General features: G+C 76.3%; 17 protein-coding genes and 1 riboswitch. Of the genes, 6 read left to right on the forward strand and 11 right to left on the reverse strand.

Annotated features, from left to right (window positions below; genetic code table 11):
* Positions 1–8: 8 nt before the first annotated feature.
* Positions 9–1,205, reverse strand: coding sequence for a ZIP family metal transporter (locus SH587_RS12180; RefSeq protein ID WP_320670889.1), 1,197 nt, complete (start codon positions 1,203–1,205; stop codon positions 9–11).
* Positions 1,205–2,263 (reverse strand): multicopper oxidase domain-containing protein, encoded by a 1,059-nt coding sequence (locus SH587_RS12185; protein ID WP_320670890.1) that lies wholly within the window; start codon positions 2,261–2,263, stop codon positions 1,205–1,207. Before SH587_RS12185 ends, SH587_RS12180 begins: the two co-directional genes overlap by 1 nt.
* Positions 2,264–2,381: 118 nt before the next feature.
* Between SH587_RS12185 and SH587_RS12190 the strand changes: the two genes are divergently transcribed.
* Entirely contained in the window at positions 2,382–2,735 is a 354-nt protein-coding gene (locus tag SH587_RS12190) for a hypothetical protein (RefSeq protein WP_320670891.1), read from the forward strand.
* A gap of 62 nt (positions 2,736–2,797) precedes the next feature.
* Positions 2,798–3,526, forward strand: a complete 729-nt coding sequence (locus tag SH587_RS12195) for a DUF305 domain-containing protein (protein ID WP_320670892.1) — start codon at positions 2,798–2,800, stop codon at positions 3,524–3,526.
* A gap of 52 nt (positions 3,527–3,578) precedes the next feature.
* Here SH587_RS12195 and SH587_RS12200 read toward each other — a convergent pair whose 3' ends face one another.
* Positions 3,579–4,076 (reverse strand): GyrI-like domain-containing protein, encoded by a 498-nt coding sequence (locus SH587_RS12200; RefSeq protein WP_320670893.1) that lies wholly within the window; start codon positions 4,074–4,076, stop codon positions 3,579–3,581.
* 156 nt (positions 4,077–4,232) lie between these two features.
* On the opposite strand from SH587_RS12200, the gene SH587_RS12205 reads away from it, so the two are divergent.
* On the forward strand, positions 4,233–4,628 hold the full coding sequence (locus SH587_RS12205; protein WP_320670894.1) for a nuclear transport factor 2 family protein: 396 nt from the start codon (positions 4,233–4,235) through the stop codon (positions 4,626–4,628).
* Positions 4,629–4,632: 4 nt separating this feature from the next.
* On the opposite strand, the gene SH587_RS12210 is transcribed toward SH587_RS12205, so the two are convergent.
* The 8 genes from SH587_RS12210 to SH587_RS12245 form a co-directional block, all read right to left on the reverse strand.
* On the reverse strand, positions 4,633–6,192 hold the full coding sequence (locus SH587_RS12210) for a flavin-containing monooxygenase (RefSeq protein ID WP_320670895.1): 1,560 nt from the start codon (positions 6,190–6,192) through the stop codon (positions 4,633–4,635).
* A gap of 10 nt (positions 6,193–6,202) precedes the next feature.
* Positions 6,203–6,997, reverse strand: a complete 795-nt coding sequence (locus SH587_RS12215; protein ID WP_320670896.1) for an ABC transporter ATP-binding protein — start codon at positions 6,995–6,997, stop codon at positions 6,203–6,205.
* A complete protein-coding gene (locus SH587_RS12220) occupies positions 6,994–8,010 on the reverse strand; it encodes a FecCD family ABC transporter permease (protein ID WP_375341762.1) in 1,017 nt (338 codons plus the stop codon). Before SH587_RS12220 ends, SH587_RS12215 begins: the two co-directional genes overlap by 4 nt.
* Positions 8,011–8,039: 29 nt before the next feature.
* The gene (locus SH587_RS12225; RefSeq protein ID WP_320670898.1) at positions 8,040–8,873 is read right to left on the reverse strand and encodes an IucA/IucC family C-terminal-domain containing protein; all 834 of its coding nucleotides are present in this window, start codon (positions 8,871–8,873) and stop codon (positions 8,040–8,042) included.
* On the reverse strand, positions 8,870–9,955 hold the full coding sequence (locus SH587_RS12230; RefSeq protein ID WP_320670899.1) for an ABC transporter substrate-binding protein: 1,086 nt from the start codon (positions 9,953–9,955) through the stop codon (positions 8,870–8,872). Before SH587_RS12230 ends, SH587_RS12225 begins: the two co-directional genes overlap by 4 nt.
* Positions 9,956–10,020: 65 nt before the next feature.
* A riboswitch (cobalamin riboswitch) is annotated at positions 10,021–10,216 on the reverse strand.
* Positions 10,217–10,233: 17 nt separating this feature from the next.
* A complete protein-coding gene (locus tag SH587_RS12235) occupies positions 10,234–11,085 on the reverse strand; it encodes a siderophore-interacting protein (protein WP_320670900.1) in 852 nt (283 codons plus the stop codon).
* A gap of 68 nt (positions 11,086–11,153) precedes the next feature.
* Entirely contained in the window at positions 11,154–12,074 is a 921-nt protein-coding gene (locus SH587_RS12240) for an NAD-dependent epimerase/dehydratase family protein (protein WP_320670901.1), read from the reverse strand.
* On the reverse strand, positions 12,071–12,667 hold the full coding sequence (locus SH587_RS12245; protein ID WP_320670902.1) for a dihydrofolate reductase family protein: 597 nt from the start codon (positions 12,665–12,667) through the stop codon (positions 12,071–12,073). Before SH587_RS12245 ends, SH587_RS12240 begins: the two co-directional genes overlap by 4 nt.
* 95 nt (positions 12,668–12,762) lie before the next feature.
* On the opposite strand from SH587_RS12245, the gene SH587_RS12250 reads away from it, so the two are divergent.
* The 3 genes from SH587_RS12250 (at position 12,763) to ilvB (ending at position 15,969) form a co-directional block, all read left to right on the forward strand.
* The gene (locus tag SH587_RS12250; RefSeq protein WP_320670903.1) at positions 12,763–13,251 is read left to right on the forward strand and encodes a winged helix-turn-helix transcriptional regulator; all 489 of its coding nucleotides are present in this window, start codon (positions 12,763–12,765) and stop codon (positions 13,249–13,251) included.
* A gap of 10 nt (positions 13,252–13,261) precedes the next feature.
* On the forward strand, positions 13,262–13,867 hold the full coding sequence (locus SH587_RS12255; RefSeq protein WP_320670904.1) for a GNAT family N-acetyltransferase: 606 nt from the start codon (positions 13,262–13,264) through the stop codon (positions 13,865–13,867).
* Between the two features lie 416 nt (positions 13,868–14,283).
* Positions 14,284–15,969: a biosynthetic-type acetolactate synthase large subunit gene (ilvB, locus tag SH587_RS12260; protein WP_320670905.1), complete on the forward strand. Its 1,686-nt coding sequence runs from the start codon at positions 14,284–14,286 to the stop codon at positions 15,967–15,969.
* The last annotated feature ends 45 nt before the right edge of the window (positions 15,970–16,014 follow it).

A 16,014-nucleotide genomic window follows, 5' to 3' on the forward strand; every position in this document is an offset into this window, starting at 1 on the left:
GCCGCCGGTCAGACGCTGATCAGCAGCCCGGTGGCGAACATCACCCCGACGCCGGTCAGCAGCCCGGCGACCGCCCCCGGGTGCAGCGTCCGCCCCTCGTCGTCGCGCAGCGCCGGCGCCAGCTGCACGATCACCTGGACGATCGCCCCGGCCCCGAAGCCGAAGAGGAACGCGGCCAGGCTGGCGTTGAAGGCCGCCGCCCCGATCCACGCCCCGAGCACCGCCGGCGCGCCGGCCACCGCCCCCAGCGCGGCCAACCGCGCCAGGCCCGGCCGGCGGTCGGCCAGCGGGGCGACGATCGCCAGTCCCTCGGTGGTGTTGTGGAGCGCGAAGCCGACCACCAGGAACGCCCCCAGCGCCAGCGATCCGGCCGCGTAGGCCGAGCCGATCGCCACCCCCTCGCCGAGGTTGTGGAGCCCGATCCCGACCGCCACCAGCAGCGCCAGCGTGCTGCCCGAGGCGCCGGCCGCCCGCGCTCGCCGGCCGCGCGCCCGCAGGTGCTCGGAGATCCCCGTCAGCAGCAGGAACGAGACCAGCGCGCCGATCAGCACCAGCCCCTGGCCGCCGAACGCCGGCGAGCCCGCGGCCGCCAGCTCGAAGCCCTCGAGCGTCGCGTCGATCGCCAGGAACGCGAGCAGGCCGACGGTCAGCGCCATCAGCCCCCGCAGCCAGCGCGGCGGGACCCGCCGCAGCCACGGCAGCCACAGCATCCCGAGCGCGACCGGGATCACCCCGACGTAGACGCCGAGCAGCGCCATCAGGCCCAGGAACGAGGCGCCGTCGGTCGGCGTCGCGACGGCGACCGGGATCTCGTGCGCGAAGGTGCCGCCGGTCGACGTCAGCAGCGCGACCTCGTAGGCCTCGCCCTCGACCCACGGCTGGCGCAGCCGCAGCGTCGCCAGCCCGAGCCGGCCGATCGGCTGCTCGGCGCCCGCGAACTGGACGAAGGCGTCGTTGACCTGGGCCTGGGCGATCCGGACCGCGTCCGGCCCGTCGTTGCGGACGGTCAGCTCGATCAGGCCCGGCTTCAGCACCGTCCGCTCGACCGACAGCTCCTCGACCGGTGGGCCGACCCGGTCGCCGAGCCCGGGCCCGTCGAGGGCCACGAAGCCGCCGATCGCGACCGCGATCAGCAGCAGCGGCACCAGCCCGAGCAGCCACGAGGGCAGGCCGGCGGTGCGGCTGCGGGGCGTCTCGCTCGCCATCAGACGACCTCGAAGAAGCCCTGCCAGCCGAGCTCGGTGAACTCCGACTGGTGGGCGTGGAACATGAACTTGCCGGCGTACGGGAACCGCCACTCGGCGATCCCCCGCTGGCCCTGGCAGAGCATCACCGTGTCGGTCAGCTCGGCCGCCCGCCGGCCGGTGCCGGTCGGGAAGTACTCGAACAGGTTCCCGTGCAGGTGGAAGCTGTTGATCAGGTCGTACTCGAGCACGTTGACCAGGTACAGCCGCACCAGCTCGCCGCGGCGGACCCGGATCGGCCGGTTCATGTAGGCGAAGGGCACGGTGTTGGCCGCGTAGAGCTCGTTGGCGCGGTCGAAGTTGGTGTCGAAGCCGTTCATCACCATCACCAGCTCGTCGGCCGGCTCGCGGCCGTCGCGCGGATCGACGACGAACGTGCCGTAGAGGCCCTTGGCGATGTGCTCGGCCAGCGGCCGGACGTGGCAGTGGTACAGGTGGAGCCCGACCGGCAGCGCGTCGAACTCGTAGACGGTGCGGCCGCCGGGCGCGATCTCGCCGGCCCCGACCCCGGCGACGCCGTCCATCTCCGCCGGGTGGATCCCGTGGAAGTGGATCGTGTGCGGGTGGCGGGAGCCGTTGACGAACCGGATCCGCAGCCGGTCGCCCTCGCGGCAGCGCAGCGTCGGGCCCGGCACCCGCCCGTTGTAGCTCCAGGCGGCGAAGCGGACCCCCGGCGCGACCTCGATCTCCTGCTCGCCGGCGATCAGCGTCCACTCGCGGAGGGTGCGGCCGTTCGGCAGCCGGCGGGTGGTCCCCCAGTCGAAGTCGCGGACCAGCTGGTGGGGGTCGAAGCCGTTGCCGCGGTGGTCGACCTCGGCGCCGTCGCGGAAGTTGGCGTGGCCGCCGTGGGTGCCGGTGGCGGCGTTGCTGCCGTGGCCGCCGTGCGCCCCCTCGCTGGCCGCGGCGGCCTCGGTCTCCCATGGGTGCGCGTGCGGCACCTGGCTGTGGAGCAGCGCCGCCCCGGCGCCGACCACCGGCACCGACCCGGCCAGCAGCGTCCGTCTCGTGAGATCGACCACGAGATAGATTATGGCATGGCAAAACTCATCTTCGCCATCGACTCATCTTGCGGCCGCGTGGCACGCCGCCGCTTGGCCTGCCACCGTGGGGGACGTGACCGCGCGGTCCCGCCCCGCGATGAGCCCGCTCTCGATCCGCCGCCGCCTGCGGCGCGGACGGCGGCTGCTCGCGCTGGTGCTGGTCGTGCTCGGGCTCGGCGGCGCCGTCGCCGTCCACCACGGGATGCCGATGGCCGGCGACGGCCACGGCCACCAGATGGCGATGACCTGCCTGGCCGTGCTCCAGGTCGGTGCGGCGCTGACGATCGTCGCCGCCGCGCTCCACCGCGCGGCCCGCCGCCGGCGCTGGCCGTGGTCGCGCTGGATCGGCCCGCTGGTCGCCACCCCGCTCCCGGCTCCGCCGCCTCCCCGCGCCCGTGCGGGACCACCGCCGGAGCCCCGCTTCCTGCGGCTGGCCGTGATTCGACGGTGAGCGGCGGCGCGCCCATCGGGGCGCGACCGATCCGCGAACCACGAAATCACCAAGGAGCACCGATGACGCAGTTCCCCACCCCGCGCACGGCCGCGCTCGTCGCGCTGGCCCTCGGCGGCAGCCTGCTGGTCAGCGGCTGCGGCTCGTCCGACGACGGCGGCGGCGGTCACGACGGCCACGGCGGCGCGCCGGCGGCGACGACGGCCCCCGCGCCGCCGGCCGCCGACGCCCGCGCGCTGGCCGTCGACCGCGCGTTCGTCCGCCAGATGGTCCCCCACCACGAGATGGCCGTGGCGATGGCCCGGACCGCGCGCGAGCGCAGCCGCCGGCCGCAGGTCGACGAGCTGGCCGACGCGATCATCCGCGCCCAGGAGGGCGAGATCGCCCAGCTGCGGCGGATCGCCGTCGACCTCGACCTGACGATCCCCGCCGCCGGCGCCGCGGGCGGCGGCCACGGCCAGCACGGCGGCGGCGCCGCCGGCATGGAGACGATGGCGCAGGACGCCCGCGCGCTCGGCCTGACCATGGACGAGCTGGGGATGTCGATGGCGATGGACGCGCTCGACACGGCCGATCCGGTCGACCGCGCGTTCATCGACCTGATGATCCCCCACCACCAGGGAGCGATCCGGATGGCCCGCGCCCAGCTGGCCGGCGGCCGCGACCCGCGGCTGCGGCGGATCTCGCGGGCGATCGTCGACGCCCAGCGGGCCGAGATCGCGCAGCTCAACCGCTGGCGGCGCGCGTGGTACGGCGCGCCGTCGCCGGCCGGCGGCGTCCCGCCCGCCTGAGCCGTCGTCCCCCGCGGGCCGGGCCCGGTGCCCGGCCCGCGCGGGCGGCCGCTCAGTCCCCGTCGGCCAGCCGGTAGGCGATCTCCGTCCGCCACCGCTGGACGTCGGGCTCGCTGCGGGGATCGGTCAGGTACTGCTCGACCATCGCGCCCCAGGCGAGCCCGTCACGATCGTCGCGGCGGTCGAGCCTCAGCCCGTTCTCGCCCGTCCACCGCTCCAGCTCGGCGTGGCTCGCCTGCAGCCCGCCGAACGGCCCGACGTGGACCAGCACCGCGTAGCGGCCGGCCGGCAGCGTCCCGGCGCTGATCCGCTCGTCGCCCGCGACCGGCGCCGCCAGCGGCACGGCCAGCTCGAAGGCCAGCTCGCCGGGACCGGTCGTGCGGTAGCGGATCAGCGGCGCGGCGGCGGGGGCGATCCCGCGCTCGGCCAGCCAGCCGAACAGCTCGGGGAAGCCGGGATCGACGATCGCGGGCAGGCCGGCGGGCGTCGCGCGGGCGGCGATCGCCACGTAGGGCTGGTCGGGGCGGGTCTCGATCTGGGGCGTCGGCACGGGTGGTCCTCCGGTCGTTGCGGGTCGGCGGGGGAAGAGACCGGCGGTGGCCGCCGAACTCATCGCCGCCGCGCCGCGGTGGCCCGGGCACTGGCCGCGGCGGCCGTCCGCCGGTAGCGTCGCAGCCGCCGTTCCCTTCCGACCGAGGACCGTCCCATGCATCCGTTCCGCGCCGCCGTCGAGGCCGGCGGCTTCACCCAGCTCGGCGACCTGCTCGCCGAGGACGTCGTCTTCCACAGCCCGGTGGCGCACAAGCCCTACGTCGGCCGCGAGCTGGTCGGCGCGATCCTGCTCGGCGTCTCGCGGGTCTTCGAGGACTTCGAGTACGACCGCGAGATCGGCGGCGAGGGCGACGCCGACCACGCGCTCGTCTTCCGGGCCCGGGTCGGCGAGCTGGAGCTGGAGGGCTGTGACTTCCTGCACCACCGCGAGGACGGCCTGATCGACCGCTTCACGGTGATGGTCCGGCCGCTGTCGGCGGCCAAGGCGCTGGCCGACGCGATGGCGATCCAGTTCGCCGCCGCCCAGAAGGAGCTCGGCCTCTCGGCCTGACCGCTCAGCCCGCGGCGGTCGCCGTCGCGGGCGTGCCGTCGCCGGCGGCCGCCGCGCCGTCGGCGAAGGCGTAGTCCTCGAGCGGGAAGCTGCGCGCCGCCCGCCACGCCTCGGCGGCGGTCGTCGGCCGCAGGAACGGCGTGTCGCCGTGGTGGTCGAAGTAGTAGCTGTTGGCCGTCGCGCAGGTGCCCTGGCTCCAGAGCGAGCGGCCCAGCCGCTCGGTCGCGAAGCGGGTCCAGCGGGCGGCCGCCTCGGGCCGCACCTCGACCGTCGCCGCGCCCCGTCGGCGGGCCTCCTGGAGCACCCGCACGATGTGGGCCGAGGCGGTCTCGACCAGCTGGTGCCAGGTGCCGCCGGTCCAGCCGTAGGGCCCGAAGATCATGAAGTGGTTGGGCAGCCCGGGGATGCTGATGCTCTCGTAGGAGCTGGCGTGCTGCTCGGCGTAGAAGGTCGCCAGGTCGAAGCCGTCGCGGCCGCGGACCGGCGTCCGGCGGTAGTTCTCGGGGTCGGTGGCGAGCCGGAAGCCGGTCGCCAGGATCAGCACGTCGACCGGCCGCTCGCGACCGTCGGCGGTGCGGACGCCGCCGGCGGTGATCCGCTCGATCGGGTCGGTGACCAGCTCGACGTGGTCGCGGGTGAAGGTCCGCAGGTAGCGGTTGGAGACCGCCGGCCGCTTGCAGCCGAAGTCGTAGTCGGGGGTCAGCCTGCGCCGCAGCTCGCGGTCGCGGACCTGCAGCGGGTACCAGAGGTGGCGCAGCGCGCCGCGGATCCCCCGCTCCAGCCAGGCGTAGCGGTCGTGGCGGGTGACGAGGTCGATCAGGATCGCCTCGGTCCCGCGGGTGACCGTCCGCCGGACCGCCTCCTGGACCGCCGGCCGGCGGCGGAAGAGCGCCTCGACCGCCCGCGGGGTCGGCACGTCGGGCTTCGGCGCGACCCAGATCGGGGTCCGCTGGTAGACGTCCAGGTGGGCGACCTGGTCGGCGATCTCGGGGATGATCTGGACCGCGCTGGCGCCGGTGCCGACGATCGCCACCCGCTGGCCGGCGAGGCTGACGGCGTGGTCCCACGAGGCCGACCGCAGGACCGGCCCGGCGAAGTCGTCGACGCCGGGGATGGTGGTCGGCTTGGCGTCGACGAAGGCCCCGATCGCGCTGACCACGTAGCGGGCGGTCAGCTCGCCGCCGGGCACCGCCAGCCGCCAGAGGCCGGCGTCCTCGTCCCAGGTCCGTGAGGCGACCTCGCTGTTCAGCCGCACCAGCCGCCGGACGTCGTGGTGGTCGGCGACCTGGTCGACGTAGGCCTTGACCTCGCGGCCCTTGGCGAAGACCCGCGACCAGTCCGGCTTCAGCTCGTAGGAGAACTGGTAGGCCTGGGCCGGGATGTCGACCCCGACCCCGGGGTAGGTGTTGTCGCGCCAGGTGCCGCCGATGTCGCCGGCCCGCTCGAGCACGACCAGGTCGTCGAAGCCGGCGTCGCGGAGCGCGATCGCCGCCCCGATCCCGCCCAGCCCGGCGCCGATGATCGCGACCTCGTGATCGGGCTGGACGGTCCGCGCGTCGGCCATGGAGCGAAGTCTACGGCACCGTAGCTTCGCGGTCGCGGTCGAGCAGCAGCCGCGTCTCGCCGGTCCGCGGATGGACGACCGGCGTCGCGCGGACGCCGAAGACCTCGCGCAGCAGGTCGGGGCGCAGGACGGCGGCCGGCGGCCCGATCGCCCGCACGCGACCGTCGTGGAGGACGGCGATCCGGTCGCAGGACGCGGCGGCCAGGTCGAGGTCGTGGAGCGCCAGCACGACGGTCCGGTCGAGCGCCCGGACGGTCGCCAGCAGCTCCAGCTGGTGGCGCACGTCGAGGTGGTTGGTCGGCTCGTCGAGCAGCAGCAGCGGTGCCTCCTGGGCCAGCCCGCGGGCCAGCAGCGCCCGCCGCCGCTCGCCGCCCGAGAGCGCGTCGATCGGCCGCTCGGCCGCCCCGGCCAGGTCGACCCGCTCGAGCGCGGCCCGCACCGCCCGCCGCTCCTCGCGGCCGCCGCCGGCCCACGGCGGGCGGTGGGGCGTGCGGCCGAGCGCCACCAGCTCGCCGACCAGCAGGTCGGAGGACGGCTGCTCCTCCTGCCCGACCAACGCCACCTCGCGCGCCCGCTGGCGAGCCGAGCGGGCGGCGATCGACGTCCCCGCCAGCAGCACCTCGCCGGCGGCCGCGGGTCGGACCCCGGCGAGCACCCGCAGCAGCGTCGACTTGCCGCTGCCGTTGGGACCGACCAGCCCCAGCAGCTCGCGCGGGCGGACCGCCAGGTCGACGTCGCGCAGGATCGTGCGGCGGCCGATCGCGCAGTCCACGGCACGGGCCTCCAGCAGCGGCGCAGCGCTCACGAGGCGCCCCCGAAGCGGTAGCGGCCGCGGCCGAGCAGCAGCAGGAAGACCGGCGCCCCGATCAACCCGGTGACGACGCTCAGCGGCATCTCCGTCGGCCGCACCGCGACCCGCGCCAGCACGTCGACCCAGAGCAGGAACAGCGCCCCGGCCAGGGCCGCCACCGGCAGCACCGCCCGGTGCCGCGCGCCGACCAGGATCCGGGCCAGGTGCGGCAGGATCAGGCCGACGAAGCCGATCCCGCCGGCGACCGCCACCAGCACGCCGACCAGGCCGGCGAGCAGCACGAAGAGCGCGTTGCGGACCGCGCGCACCGGCACCCCGAGCGCCGCGGCGGTGTCGGGCCCGGCGGCCAGCGCGTCGAGCCAGCCGGCCCCGGCCAGCAGCAGCACGCCGAGCACGGCGACCGTCAGCGACGGCAGCAGCAGCTGGTCCCAGGCCGCGCCCGAGAGGCTGCCGAGCAGCCAGAAGAGCACCGACTGGGCCGCCTGCGGATCGGCGCTGCGGAAGACCAGGAAGCTGGCCAGGGCCGAGAACGCCGACGACAGCACGGTCCCGGTCAGGACCAGCCGCAGCGGGGTCAGGCCGCCCTGGGCGAGGGCCACGCCGAAGACCAGCAGCGCCGCCGCCAGCGCGCCGACGAGCGCCCCCAGCGACAGCGCCCAGATCCCCGTCCCGGCGAAGAGCCCGGTCGTGATCACCGCGGTCGCGCCGACCGCCGCGCCCGACGACACGCCCAGCAGGTACGGGTCGGCCAGCGGGTTGCGGACCAGCGTCTGGACGCCGGTCCCGGCCAGGGCCAGGCCGGCGCCGACGACCACGGCCAGGATCGTCCGCGGCACCCGGATGTCCCAGACGATCGCCTCGAAGGTCGGGTCGACCGGCCCGCCGAGCAGCCGCTGCTCGAGCACCCCCAGGACGATCCGCGGCGCCAGCGGCTCGGCGCCGAAGCCGGTCGACAGCACGGCGCTGGCCACCAGCAGCAGCGCCAGCGCCGGCAGCAGCAGCGCCAGCGGCACCCGCCGGCGGGCCGGGCCGCCGTTCATGACGGCGCCCCCGTCGCGACCCCGACCACGGCCGCCGCGGCGGGCAGCCGGCCGAGCGGGGTCGCGGCGGCGGCGGCCGCGGCCTGCCGGGCCGCGCGCTCCGGCGCCGTCAGCCGGTCGCAGGCCGCGCACTCGCGCTTGACCGGCGACAGCCGCATCAGGCAGCAGGTCCGCCGCTCGTGGGCGAGGACGGCCGGGTGGCCGGCCACCGGCCGCAGCGCGACGAGCTCGCGGGCGGGCCACGCCGGGTCGTCGAGGAAGCGCTCGGCCGCGGCCCGCAGTCCCGGCCGGTGGCCCGGATCGAGCGTCCGGTGGAGCAGCCCGAAGGCGCCGGCGCAGGCCGCGGCGACGTTGCCCCACGCGACCCGCTCGACGATCCGGCTGGCGGTCCGCGACGCGGCCACGACCGGCGCCAGGTGGCCGGCGAGCAGCGCCCGCGCGACCTCGCCGGTCGACGCCTCGGCGCGGGCGACCGCGGCCCCCGGCAGGGCGATGGCGCGGGTCCGGCCCTCGACCAGCCGCACCCAGACCGCCTCCGGCGCCAGGTCGAGCAGCGCCCCGGTCTGGACCCAGACGCCGAGCACCGCCCCGGCCAGCCGGCCGGCGTAGCCCTGGAGCGCGCACGACCCACCGGCCGCCCGCGGGCCGCCGGCCATCGTGTCGCGGGCGTAGCGGTCGGCGATCGCGGGCCACGCGGCCGGGTCGGCCAGCCGACTGCTGGGCGACCACCCGGCCGCCCGCAGCGCGTCGGTGTCGCGCGCGGCGTCGATCGGGAAGCCGTCGCCGAGCGCGGCCAGCCGCGCCAGCGCCGCCTGCGTCGCGGCGCTCACCGGCCGAGCGCCGACCAGTCGATCCGCTTGGCGCCGATCGCGCTGGGCGGCGCCAGGCCCTCGGCCTCGAGCGCGGCCCGCACCTGCTCGGCGGCGTCGATGTTCGGGAAGCCGCTGGTGAAGAGGCTCAGCGGCAGCACCACGATCCGGTCGCGGTCGACCACCGGCGTGCCGCGGAGCCCGGCCCGCGCGCGAATCGTGGCCAGCTTCTGGCGGACCTCCCCGGGCTCGCCCGAGCGGTAGTCCATGACCACGATCAGATCCGGGCGGGCCCGCGCCACCCGCTCCCAGCTGGCCCGGAACCAGGTCGTGTCGACGTCGGCGAAGACGTTGCGGCCGCCGGCCGCGTCGATGATCCCCTGCGGCGCTCCGTTGCGGCCCGAGGTGTACAGGTCCTTCTCGCCGCTGTCGTAGAGCAGCACCCGCGGCGCCCGGCGCGGCCGTGGCGCCGCCCGCAGCGCGGCCAGCCGCCGGTCGAGCTCGCGGCGAGCGTCGGCGGCCCGCTCGCGGTGGCCGGTCAGCGCCCCGTAGTTCGCCAGGTCGGCGCGGACGGCGTCCCACGGGCCCATCGTCCCGAGCGCCGAGTCCCTGCCCTTGGCCGGGTCCTGGCGGCAGCTGTCGGAGATCACGTAGGTCGCGATCCGGCGGGCGCGGGCCCGCTCCTCGGTGACGCCGCTCGCGCCGGCGAAGAGGCCGCTGTAGGAGCCGATCAGCAGGTCGGGCCGGCGGGCCACGACGGCCTCCAGGGCGATCGGGCTCTGGAGCCGCGGGATCGACGCGACGGAGGCGCCGTAGCGCTCCATCACCGGATCGTTGCCGGGGCTGAGCGACATCGCCGCGATCTGGCGGGCCGCGCCGACCCGGATCAGGGTGCCGACGTTGGCGGAGTTGCTGGTCGCGACGATCCGCCGGACGGGACCGCGGTAGCGGCGTTCGACGCCGCAGTTGCGGACCTCGATCGCGCCGGTCGTGGCGGCCGCGGCGGTCGCGGAGGGGTCGTCGTCGCCGCAGCCGGCGAGCGCCAGCAGGCCGACGGTGGCGAGAGCCGCAGCGAGGCCGCGGACGGTGGGGCGTTGGAGCATCGGAGATGGCCTTCGATCAGGACCCGAAGTCGCGGGGTCCGTGGACTGATCCGCTCGACGCCGAGGCGTCGGAACGTGAGCCAGCAGGTCTTCGGGCTCGGGATCGTCGGGTGGCGCGCCTTCCCGGTCGCCGTCCGTGCGGGACGCCGAGGCCAGTGGCCGATGCACCGCCCGTCCCCCCTACCGCTGCGCGTCAGCTCCGGCTTTGGACCGGATTCCCTGACCCACCTCGTGGGTACGACTGGCTCGCCCGCCAGCCTATCCGACCGGCGCCCCGATCAGCGGTCGTCGGCCTCGACCTCGGCCAGCCACTGGGCCTTCTCCGCCCGCCACGCCTCGTCGTCGCGGCGGTGCTTCCAGTAGCCGGAGATCGAGTGGCCGTCGCGCGGCAGCCCGCGCTCGACCAGCAGCCGGCGGCGGATTGCGCGGACGGCGCCGGCCTCGCCGTGGAGGAACAGCTGCGGGCGGCCGGCGGGCAGCTCCAGGTCCTCCAGCACCCGCAGTAGCGCGCTGCCGTGCGGCTCGTCGGGCGCCCGCCGCAGCCAGCGGACGTCGGCCTGCGGCGGGGCGTCGAGCGGGGTCTCGTCGTCGGGGCCGGCGCTCTCGACCAGCACGATCGTCGGCACGCCGTCGGGGATCCGCGGCAGCGACGCGGCGATCGCCGGCACCACGCTCGGGTCCCCGATCAGCAGGTGCCAGTCGGCGGACGGGTCGGGCGCGTAGCCGCCCCCCGGCCCGAGCAGCTGGATCAGGTCGCCGGGCCGGACGGCGCTGGCCCACGGCCCGCCGAAGCCGACGTCGCCGTGGACGACGACGTCGATCGTCAGCCGCCCGGCGGCCGGGTCCCAGGCCCGCACGGTGTAGGTGCGCATCCGCGGCCACTGCTCGCGCGGGAGCGTGGCGCGGACCTGCTCGACATCGGCGTCGGGGCCGTAGGGCGCGCCGGCCGGCGGGAACAGCAGCTTCACGTAGTGGTCGCTGAACTCGCCGGCGGCGAACCCCTCCAGCCCCTCGCCGCCGAGCACCAGCCGGATCAGGTGCGGCGTCAGCGCCTCGCGCTCCAGCACGGTGGCGCGACGGGGACGGCGGACGGGGCGGCTCGGGGTCTCGGTGGCGGTCGTCTGGGGCACGGCACGGTCCTCGGATCGGGGGCCATCTACCTTAGGGAACCCTCACTCCGGCCCCGTGGAGACGGGCGTCAGCGCTCGTTCTCCCGTCGCCAGGCGACGTAGTCGGCGACCGCCGCCGCGACGTCGAAGGCCGGGACGAAGCCGGTCTCCTCGCGCAGGCGGGCGACGTCCAGGTAGGGATCCGGGCCCGGCCCGTCCTGACGTCCCGGCCGCAGCTCCAGCTGTAGGTCGGGGAGGGCCGCCCGCAGCGCCTCGACGAACTCGCGGTTGGTCGCCGGGCGGCCGCTGGAGACGTCGTAGACCTGGTGCCGCAGGCGCTCGGCGGTGGTCAGCAGCGCGATCGCCCGGCCGGCGTCGGGGGCGTAGCAGCGGTCGCCGCCGTCGTCGGCGTGGAGCGGCGGCGGCTCCTCGCCCCGCAGCGCGGCGCTGATGTACGACGGGATCGGGAAGAACGGCGACTCCGGATCGCCCAGCGGGCCCCAGATCGTCCCGATCCGCAGCACCAGCGGCTCGACCCCGCTGCCGGCCAGGGCGTGGGTCACCAGCGGCTCGACCGCCTTCTTGAAGGCCAAGATCAGGTGCGGCAGCGGCGCCGTCGGCAGCGCCAGGCCCTCGTGCCAGGGGACCTCCTCGCGGCCCACGTAGACCCCGAGGCTGCTGGCGACGGCGAACCGCCGGACGCCCCAGGCGCGGGCGGCGTCGAGCGCGTTCAGCAGCCCGGCCGTTTCGTCGCGGAGGAAGGCCACCGGATCCTCGCCGGGCACGCTGCCGGCCAGGTGGACGATCGCCGCGAACTCGTGGCGCTCGCCGAGGGCCAGGAACGCGTCGCGGTCGCGGACGTCGAGCGCCTCGACCGCCACCCGGCCCTCCAGGAACGACGGCAGCGTCGTCCGCCGGTGACCGGTCACGACCACCTCGTGGCCGAGGTCGACCAACGCGCGGGCGGTGTGGGCCCCGATCATGCCGAGCCCGCCGGTGACGAGGATCATCGGACCACCTCGTAGTGCAGGTGGGTGACGCCCGGGGCCGCGATCGACTCCCGCAGCCGCAGGTCGACGTGCTCGGGCAGCTCGTGGAAGTAGCGCCGCCCGCCGCCGAGCAGCACCGGCACCTGGTGCAGGATCAGCTCGTCGACCAGCCCCGCCTTCAGCGCCTCGGTCACCAGCACCCCGCCCATCAGCGCCACGTCCTTGTCGCCGGCGGCCTCGCGGGCCGCGGCGATCGCGTCCGCGACCCCGCTGGTGATCAGCGTCTGGCGGCCGCCCATCCGCGGTGCCGGCCGGTGGCTGACCACGAACAGCGGCGCCCGCGGGTGCGGCGCGCCGTCGTCGCCGAAGCGGTTCGAGTCGTCGTAGGTGCGACGGCCGGCGACGCTGGCCCCGACCCGCGACGCCTGGGCGTCGAAGAAGCCGACGCTCGCCTCACTCAGCCGGAAGCCGGAGAAGACCGTGCTCTCGACGTCGCCGTCGAAGTACCAGTCGAAGAGGGCGCCGCCGTCGCCGAGCCCCCGCCCCGGTCCCGGGTCGCGACCGGTGATGAAGCCGTCGACCGAGACCGACAGCGCGCTGATGACCTTGCTCATCGTTCCTGCTCCTCTTTCCTGGGTTCCTTCAAGAGACTTCGAGCAACGTACCAGGTCGAGTTCCGTAAAGGAACCCCGATTGCTAGGATCCGGTCATGCAACGGACCAGCTTCGGCGACATGGCCTGCTCGATCGCCCGCACGCTGGACGTGATCGGCGAGCCGTGGTCGCCGCTGATCCTGCGCGACGTCTGGGTCGGGGTGCGGCGCTTCGACCAGATCCAGGCCGACCTCGGCATCTCGCGCAAGGTGCTGACCGAGCGGCTGAACCACCTGGTCGAGCACGGGGTCCTGGAGCGCCGCCCCTACGACCGCCGGCCGCGCTTCGAGTACCACCTGACCGCCAAGGGCATGGAGCTGGTCGACGTGCTGATGGTGATGGCCGGCTGGGGCGACCGCTGGCTGGCCGGCGCGGCCGGGCCGCCGGTCCTCTACCGCCACCACGCCTGCGGCGAGATCAGCCGGCCCGAACTGCGCTGCGGGCACTGCGGCGCGCCGATGCACGGCGACGACGTCGACGTGCTGCCCGGCCCCGGCAGCGCCGTCGCGGCCGCGGGCGACGGCCCGGACCGCGGGCCGCGCTAGCGTCCCGGCGATGGCCGACGACCCCCGCTCCCCCGCGCTCCCGTCGCCGCGGCTGGCCGGCCCCGCGGACGTCGCCGCCGTCACCGCCCTGGTCGAGTCGGCCTACCGCGGCGACGCCAGCCGCGCCGGCTGGACCACCGAGGCCGACCTGCTCGACGGCCAGCGGACCGACCGCGACGAGGTCGCCGGCCTGATCGCCGCCCCCGGCAGCGCGATCGTGCTGCTGGAGGACGCCGGCGGGATCGTCGCCTGCTGCCACGTCGCCGACCGCGGCCCGATCGGCTACGTCGGGATGGTCGCCGTGCGGCCCGGCGAGCAGGACCGCGGCAGCGGCCGCCGGCTGCTGGCCGCGGCCGAGGCGCTGCTCCGCGAGCGCTGGTCGCTGCCCGCCGCCGAGATCACCGTGCTCGTCCAGCGGACCGCGCTGATCGCCTGGTACGAGCGCCGCGGCTACGTCCGCACCGGCGAGCGGCGGCCGTTCCCCTACGGCGACCCGCGCTACGGGATCCCCCGCCGCGACGACCTCGAGCTGATCGTGCTGCGGAAGGCCCTCGACGGCCGTCCGTCCACCGCGGGTGGCGCCGGCGCCGCCGATCCGGCATCATCCCCCTCGTGACTTCGCGTCACCGCACGCTGCTTCCGATTACCGGCGCCCTTACGGGCGTTCACGGCGGCGTGCTCGTATCCGGCCTCACGGCCGGCCTCCGCTAGGCACCGGAACCCGCGCCCGACCTTCGTCGGCCGACCGCGTTCCTCCTGCCTCCTCCGCCGCCCGCCACCCGAAGGGAACGCTCCCGTGCGTCCTCGTCTCGCCGTACCCGTGCTCACCGCCACCACCGCCACCGCCATGAAGCCCACCGCCCCGCCCGCCCCGCTCGCCGTCGTCCCCACCACCGGCCTCGGCACGATGCTCGTCGCCCACCTGACAGGCGCGGGCCGTCGCGGCCCCGGCGCCAGATCACCGGTCGCCGCCGCCGCTCCTCCGGGAGCCGCGCCCGACCACCGACCCACCGACCCCGAGAGGAGCGCCCCGTGCGCGGAGCCGACCGCCTGATCGAAGCCCTGGAGCGGGAGGGCGTCGAGGTCGTCTTCGGGCTCCCCGGCGGCGCCTCGCTGGCGATCCACGACGCGCTCCACGCGAGCCCGATCCGCCACCTGCTGGTCCGCCACGAGGCCGCCGCCGGCCACGCCGCCGAGGGCTACGCCAAGGCCACCGGCCGGGTCGGGGTGGCGCTGGTCACCAGCGGCCCGGGCGCCACCAACCTGGTGACCGCGATCGCCGACGCGATGATGGACTCGGTGCCGACGGTCTTCGTCACCGCCCAGGTGCCGACCCACCTGCGGGGCACCAACGCCTTCCAGGAGTGCGACGTGATCGGCATGACCCAGCCGATCGTCAAGCACTCGATCGCGGTCGAGGCGGCCGACGAGATCGGTCCCGCGATCCACGAGGCGTTCCACGTCGCGCGCACCGGCCGCCCCGGCCCGGTCCTGGTCGACGTCCCGGCCGACCTCTCGAAGGCCCCGGCCCGCGACGGCGGCGGTCCCGGCACGGTCGCCCTGCCCGGCTACCGGACCCGCGCCACGCCCCACCCGCAGCAGCTGCGGCGAGCCGCCGAGGCGATCGTCGCCGCCCGCCGGCCGCTGCTCTACGTCGGCGGCGGCGTCGTCCACGCCGAGGCCAGCGCCGAGCTGACCGCGCTCGCCCGCCGCTTCGAGCTGCCGGTGACGACCACGCTGATGGCGCTCGGCACCTTCCCGGCCGACGACCGCCGCTGGCTCGGGATGCCCGGGATGTACGGCCGCCCGGTCGCCAACGCCGCGCTCGCCGCCGCCGACCTGATCGTCGCCGTCGGGGCACGCTTCGACGACCGGGTGACCGGCGACGTGAGCCGCTTCGCCCGCGCCGCCAAGGTCGTCCACATCGACGTCGACGCCTCCGAGATCTCGAAGAACGTCGACGCCCACGTGCCGGTGGTCGGCGACGCGCGGGCGGCGCTGGTCGGGATCGCCGAGCGGCTGGAGCGGCTCGACGTCGGCACCGCGCGGCTGGCCGAGTGGTGGGCGCGGATCGACGGCTGGCGGGCCCGGCACCCGCTGCCCGCGGCCGCCCACGGCGACGACCGGATCGACCCCGAGGCGCTGCTCGACGCCCTTCAGGAGGCGATCGACCGCGACCCGCGGCCGACGATCGTCACCACCGACGTCGGCCAGCACCAGATGTGGGCGGCGACCCGGCTGCGGTTCTCGCGCCCGCGCCGCTGGCTGACCTCGGGCGGGCTCGGGACGATGGGCTTCGGGCTGCCGGCGGCGATCGGCGCCCAGCTGGCCGAGCCGGACGCGTCGGTCGTCTGCGTGACCGGCGACGGCTCGCTGCTGATGCACGTCCAGGAGCTGGCGACGGCCGCCGCCGAGGGGCTGCCGGTGAAGGTGCTGCTGCTCGACAACGCCTCGCTGGGGATGGTCCGCGAGCAGCAGGACACCCACTACGCCGGCCGCCGCGTCGGCTCGTCGCTGGGGCCGGCGCTCGACTGGGCCGGGATCGGCGCCGGCCTCGGCGTGCGGACCCGCTCGGTGACCGCGCCCGAGGAGCTGGAGGAGGCGCTGGCCGCGACCCTCGACGAGCCGGGACCGGCGCTGCTGCACGTGGCGGTGCCGTTCGACGCCGGCTGCGTGCCGGCCTTCGCGGCCGGGACCGCGGCGCCGGCGCTGGCCTGAACGGCCGCGACGAGGGGCGGCGCGCCGGGTCGCGCGCCGCCCCGG

This window comes from Patulibacter defluvii, assembly GCF_034096925.1.
Taxonomy (GTDB): Bacteria; Actinomycetota; Thermoleophilia; order Solirubrobacterales; family Solirubrobacteraceae; genus Patulibacter; species Patulibacter defluvii.

Coding starts and splice junctions, on each gene's coding strand:
- SH587_RS12180 (WP_320670889.1), bottom strand. CDS start 1,205: ATGGCGAGCGAGACGCCCCGCAGCCGCACCGCCGGCCTGCCCTCGTGG.
- SH587_RS12190 (WP_320670891.1), top strand. CDS start 2,382: ATGAGCCCGCTCTCGATCCGCCGCCGCCTGCGGCGCGGACGGCGGCTG.
- SH587_RS12195 (WP_320670892.1), top strand. CDS start 2,798: ATGACGCAGTTCCCCACCCCGCGCACGGCCGCGCTCGTCGCGCTGGCC.
- SH587_RS12205 (WP_320670894.1), top strand. CDS start 4,233: ATGCATCCGTTCCGCGCCGCCGTCGAGGCCGGCGGCTTCACCCAGCTC.
- SH587_RS12210 (WP_320670895.1), bottom strand. CDS start 6,192: ATGGCCGACGCGCGGACCGTCCAGCCCGATCACGAGGTCGCGATCATC.
- SH587_RS12230 (WP_320670899.1), bottom strand. CDS start 9,955: ATGCTCCAACGCCCCACCGTCCGCGGCCTCGCTGCGGCTCTCGCCACC.
- SH587_RS12240 (WP_320670901.1), bottom strand. CDS start 12,074: ATGATCCTCGTCACCGGCGGGCTCGGCATGATCGGGGCCCACACCGCC.
- SH587_RS12245 (WP_320670902.1), bottom strand. CDS start 12,667: ATGAGCAAGGTCATCAGCGCGCTGTCGGTCTCGGTCGACGGCTTCATC.
- SH587_RS12250 (WP_320670903.1), top strand. CDS start 12,763: ATGCAACGGACCAGCTTCGGCGACATGGCCTGCTCGATCGCCCGCACG.
- SH587_RS12255 (WP_320670904.1), top strand. CDS start 13,262: ATGGCCGACGACCCCCGCTCCCCCGCGCTCCCGTCGCCGCGGCTGGCC.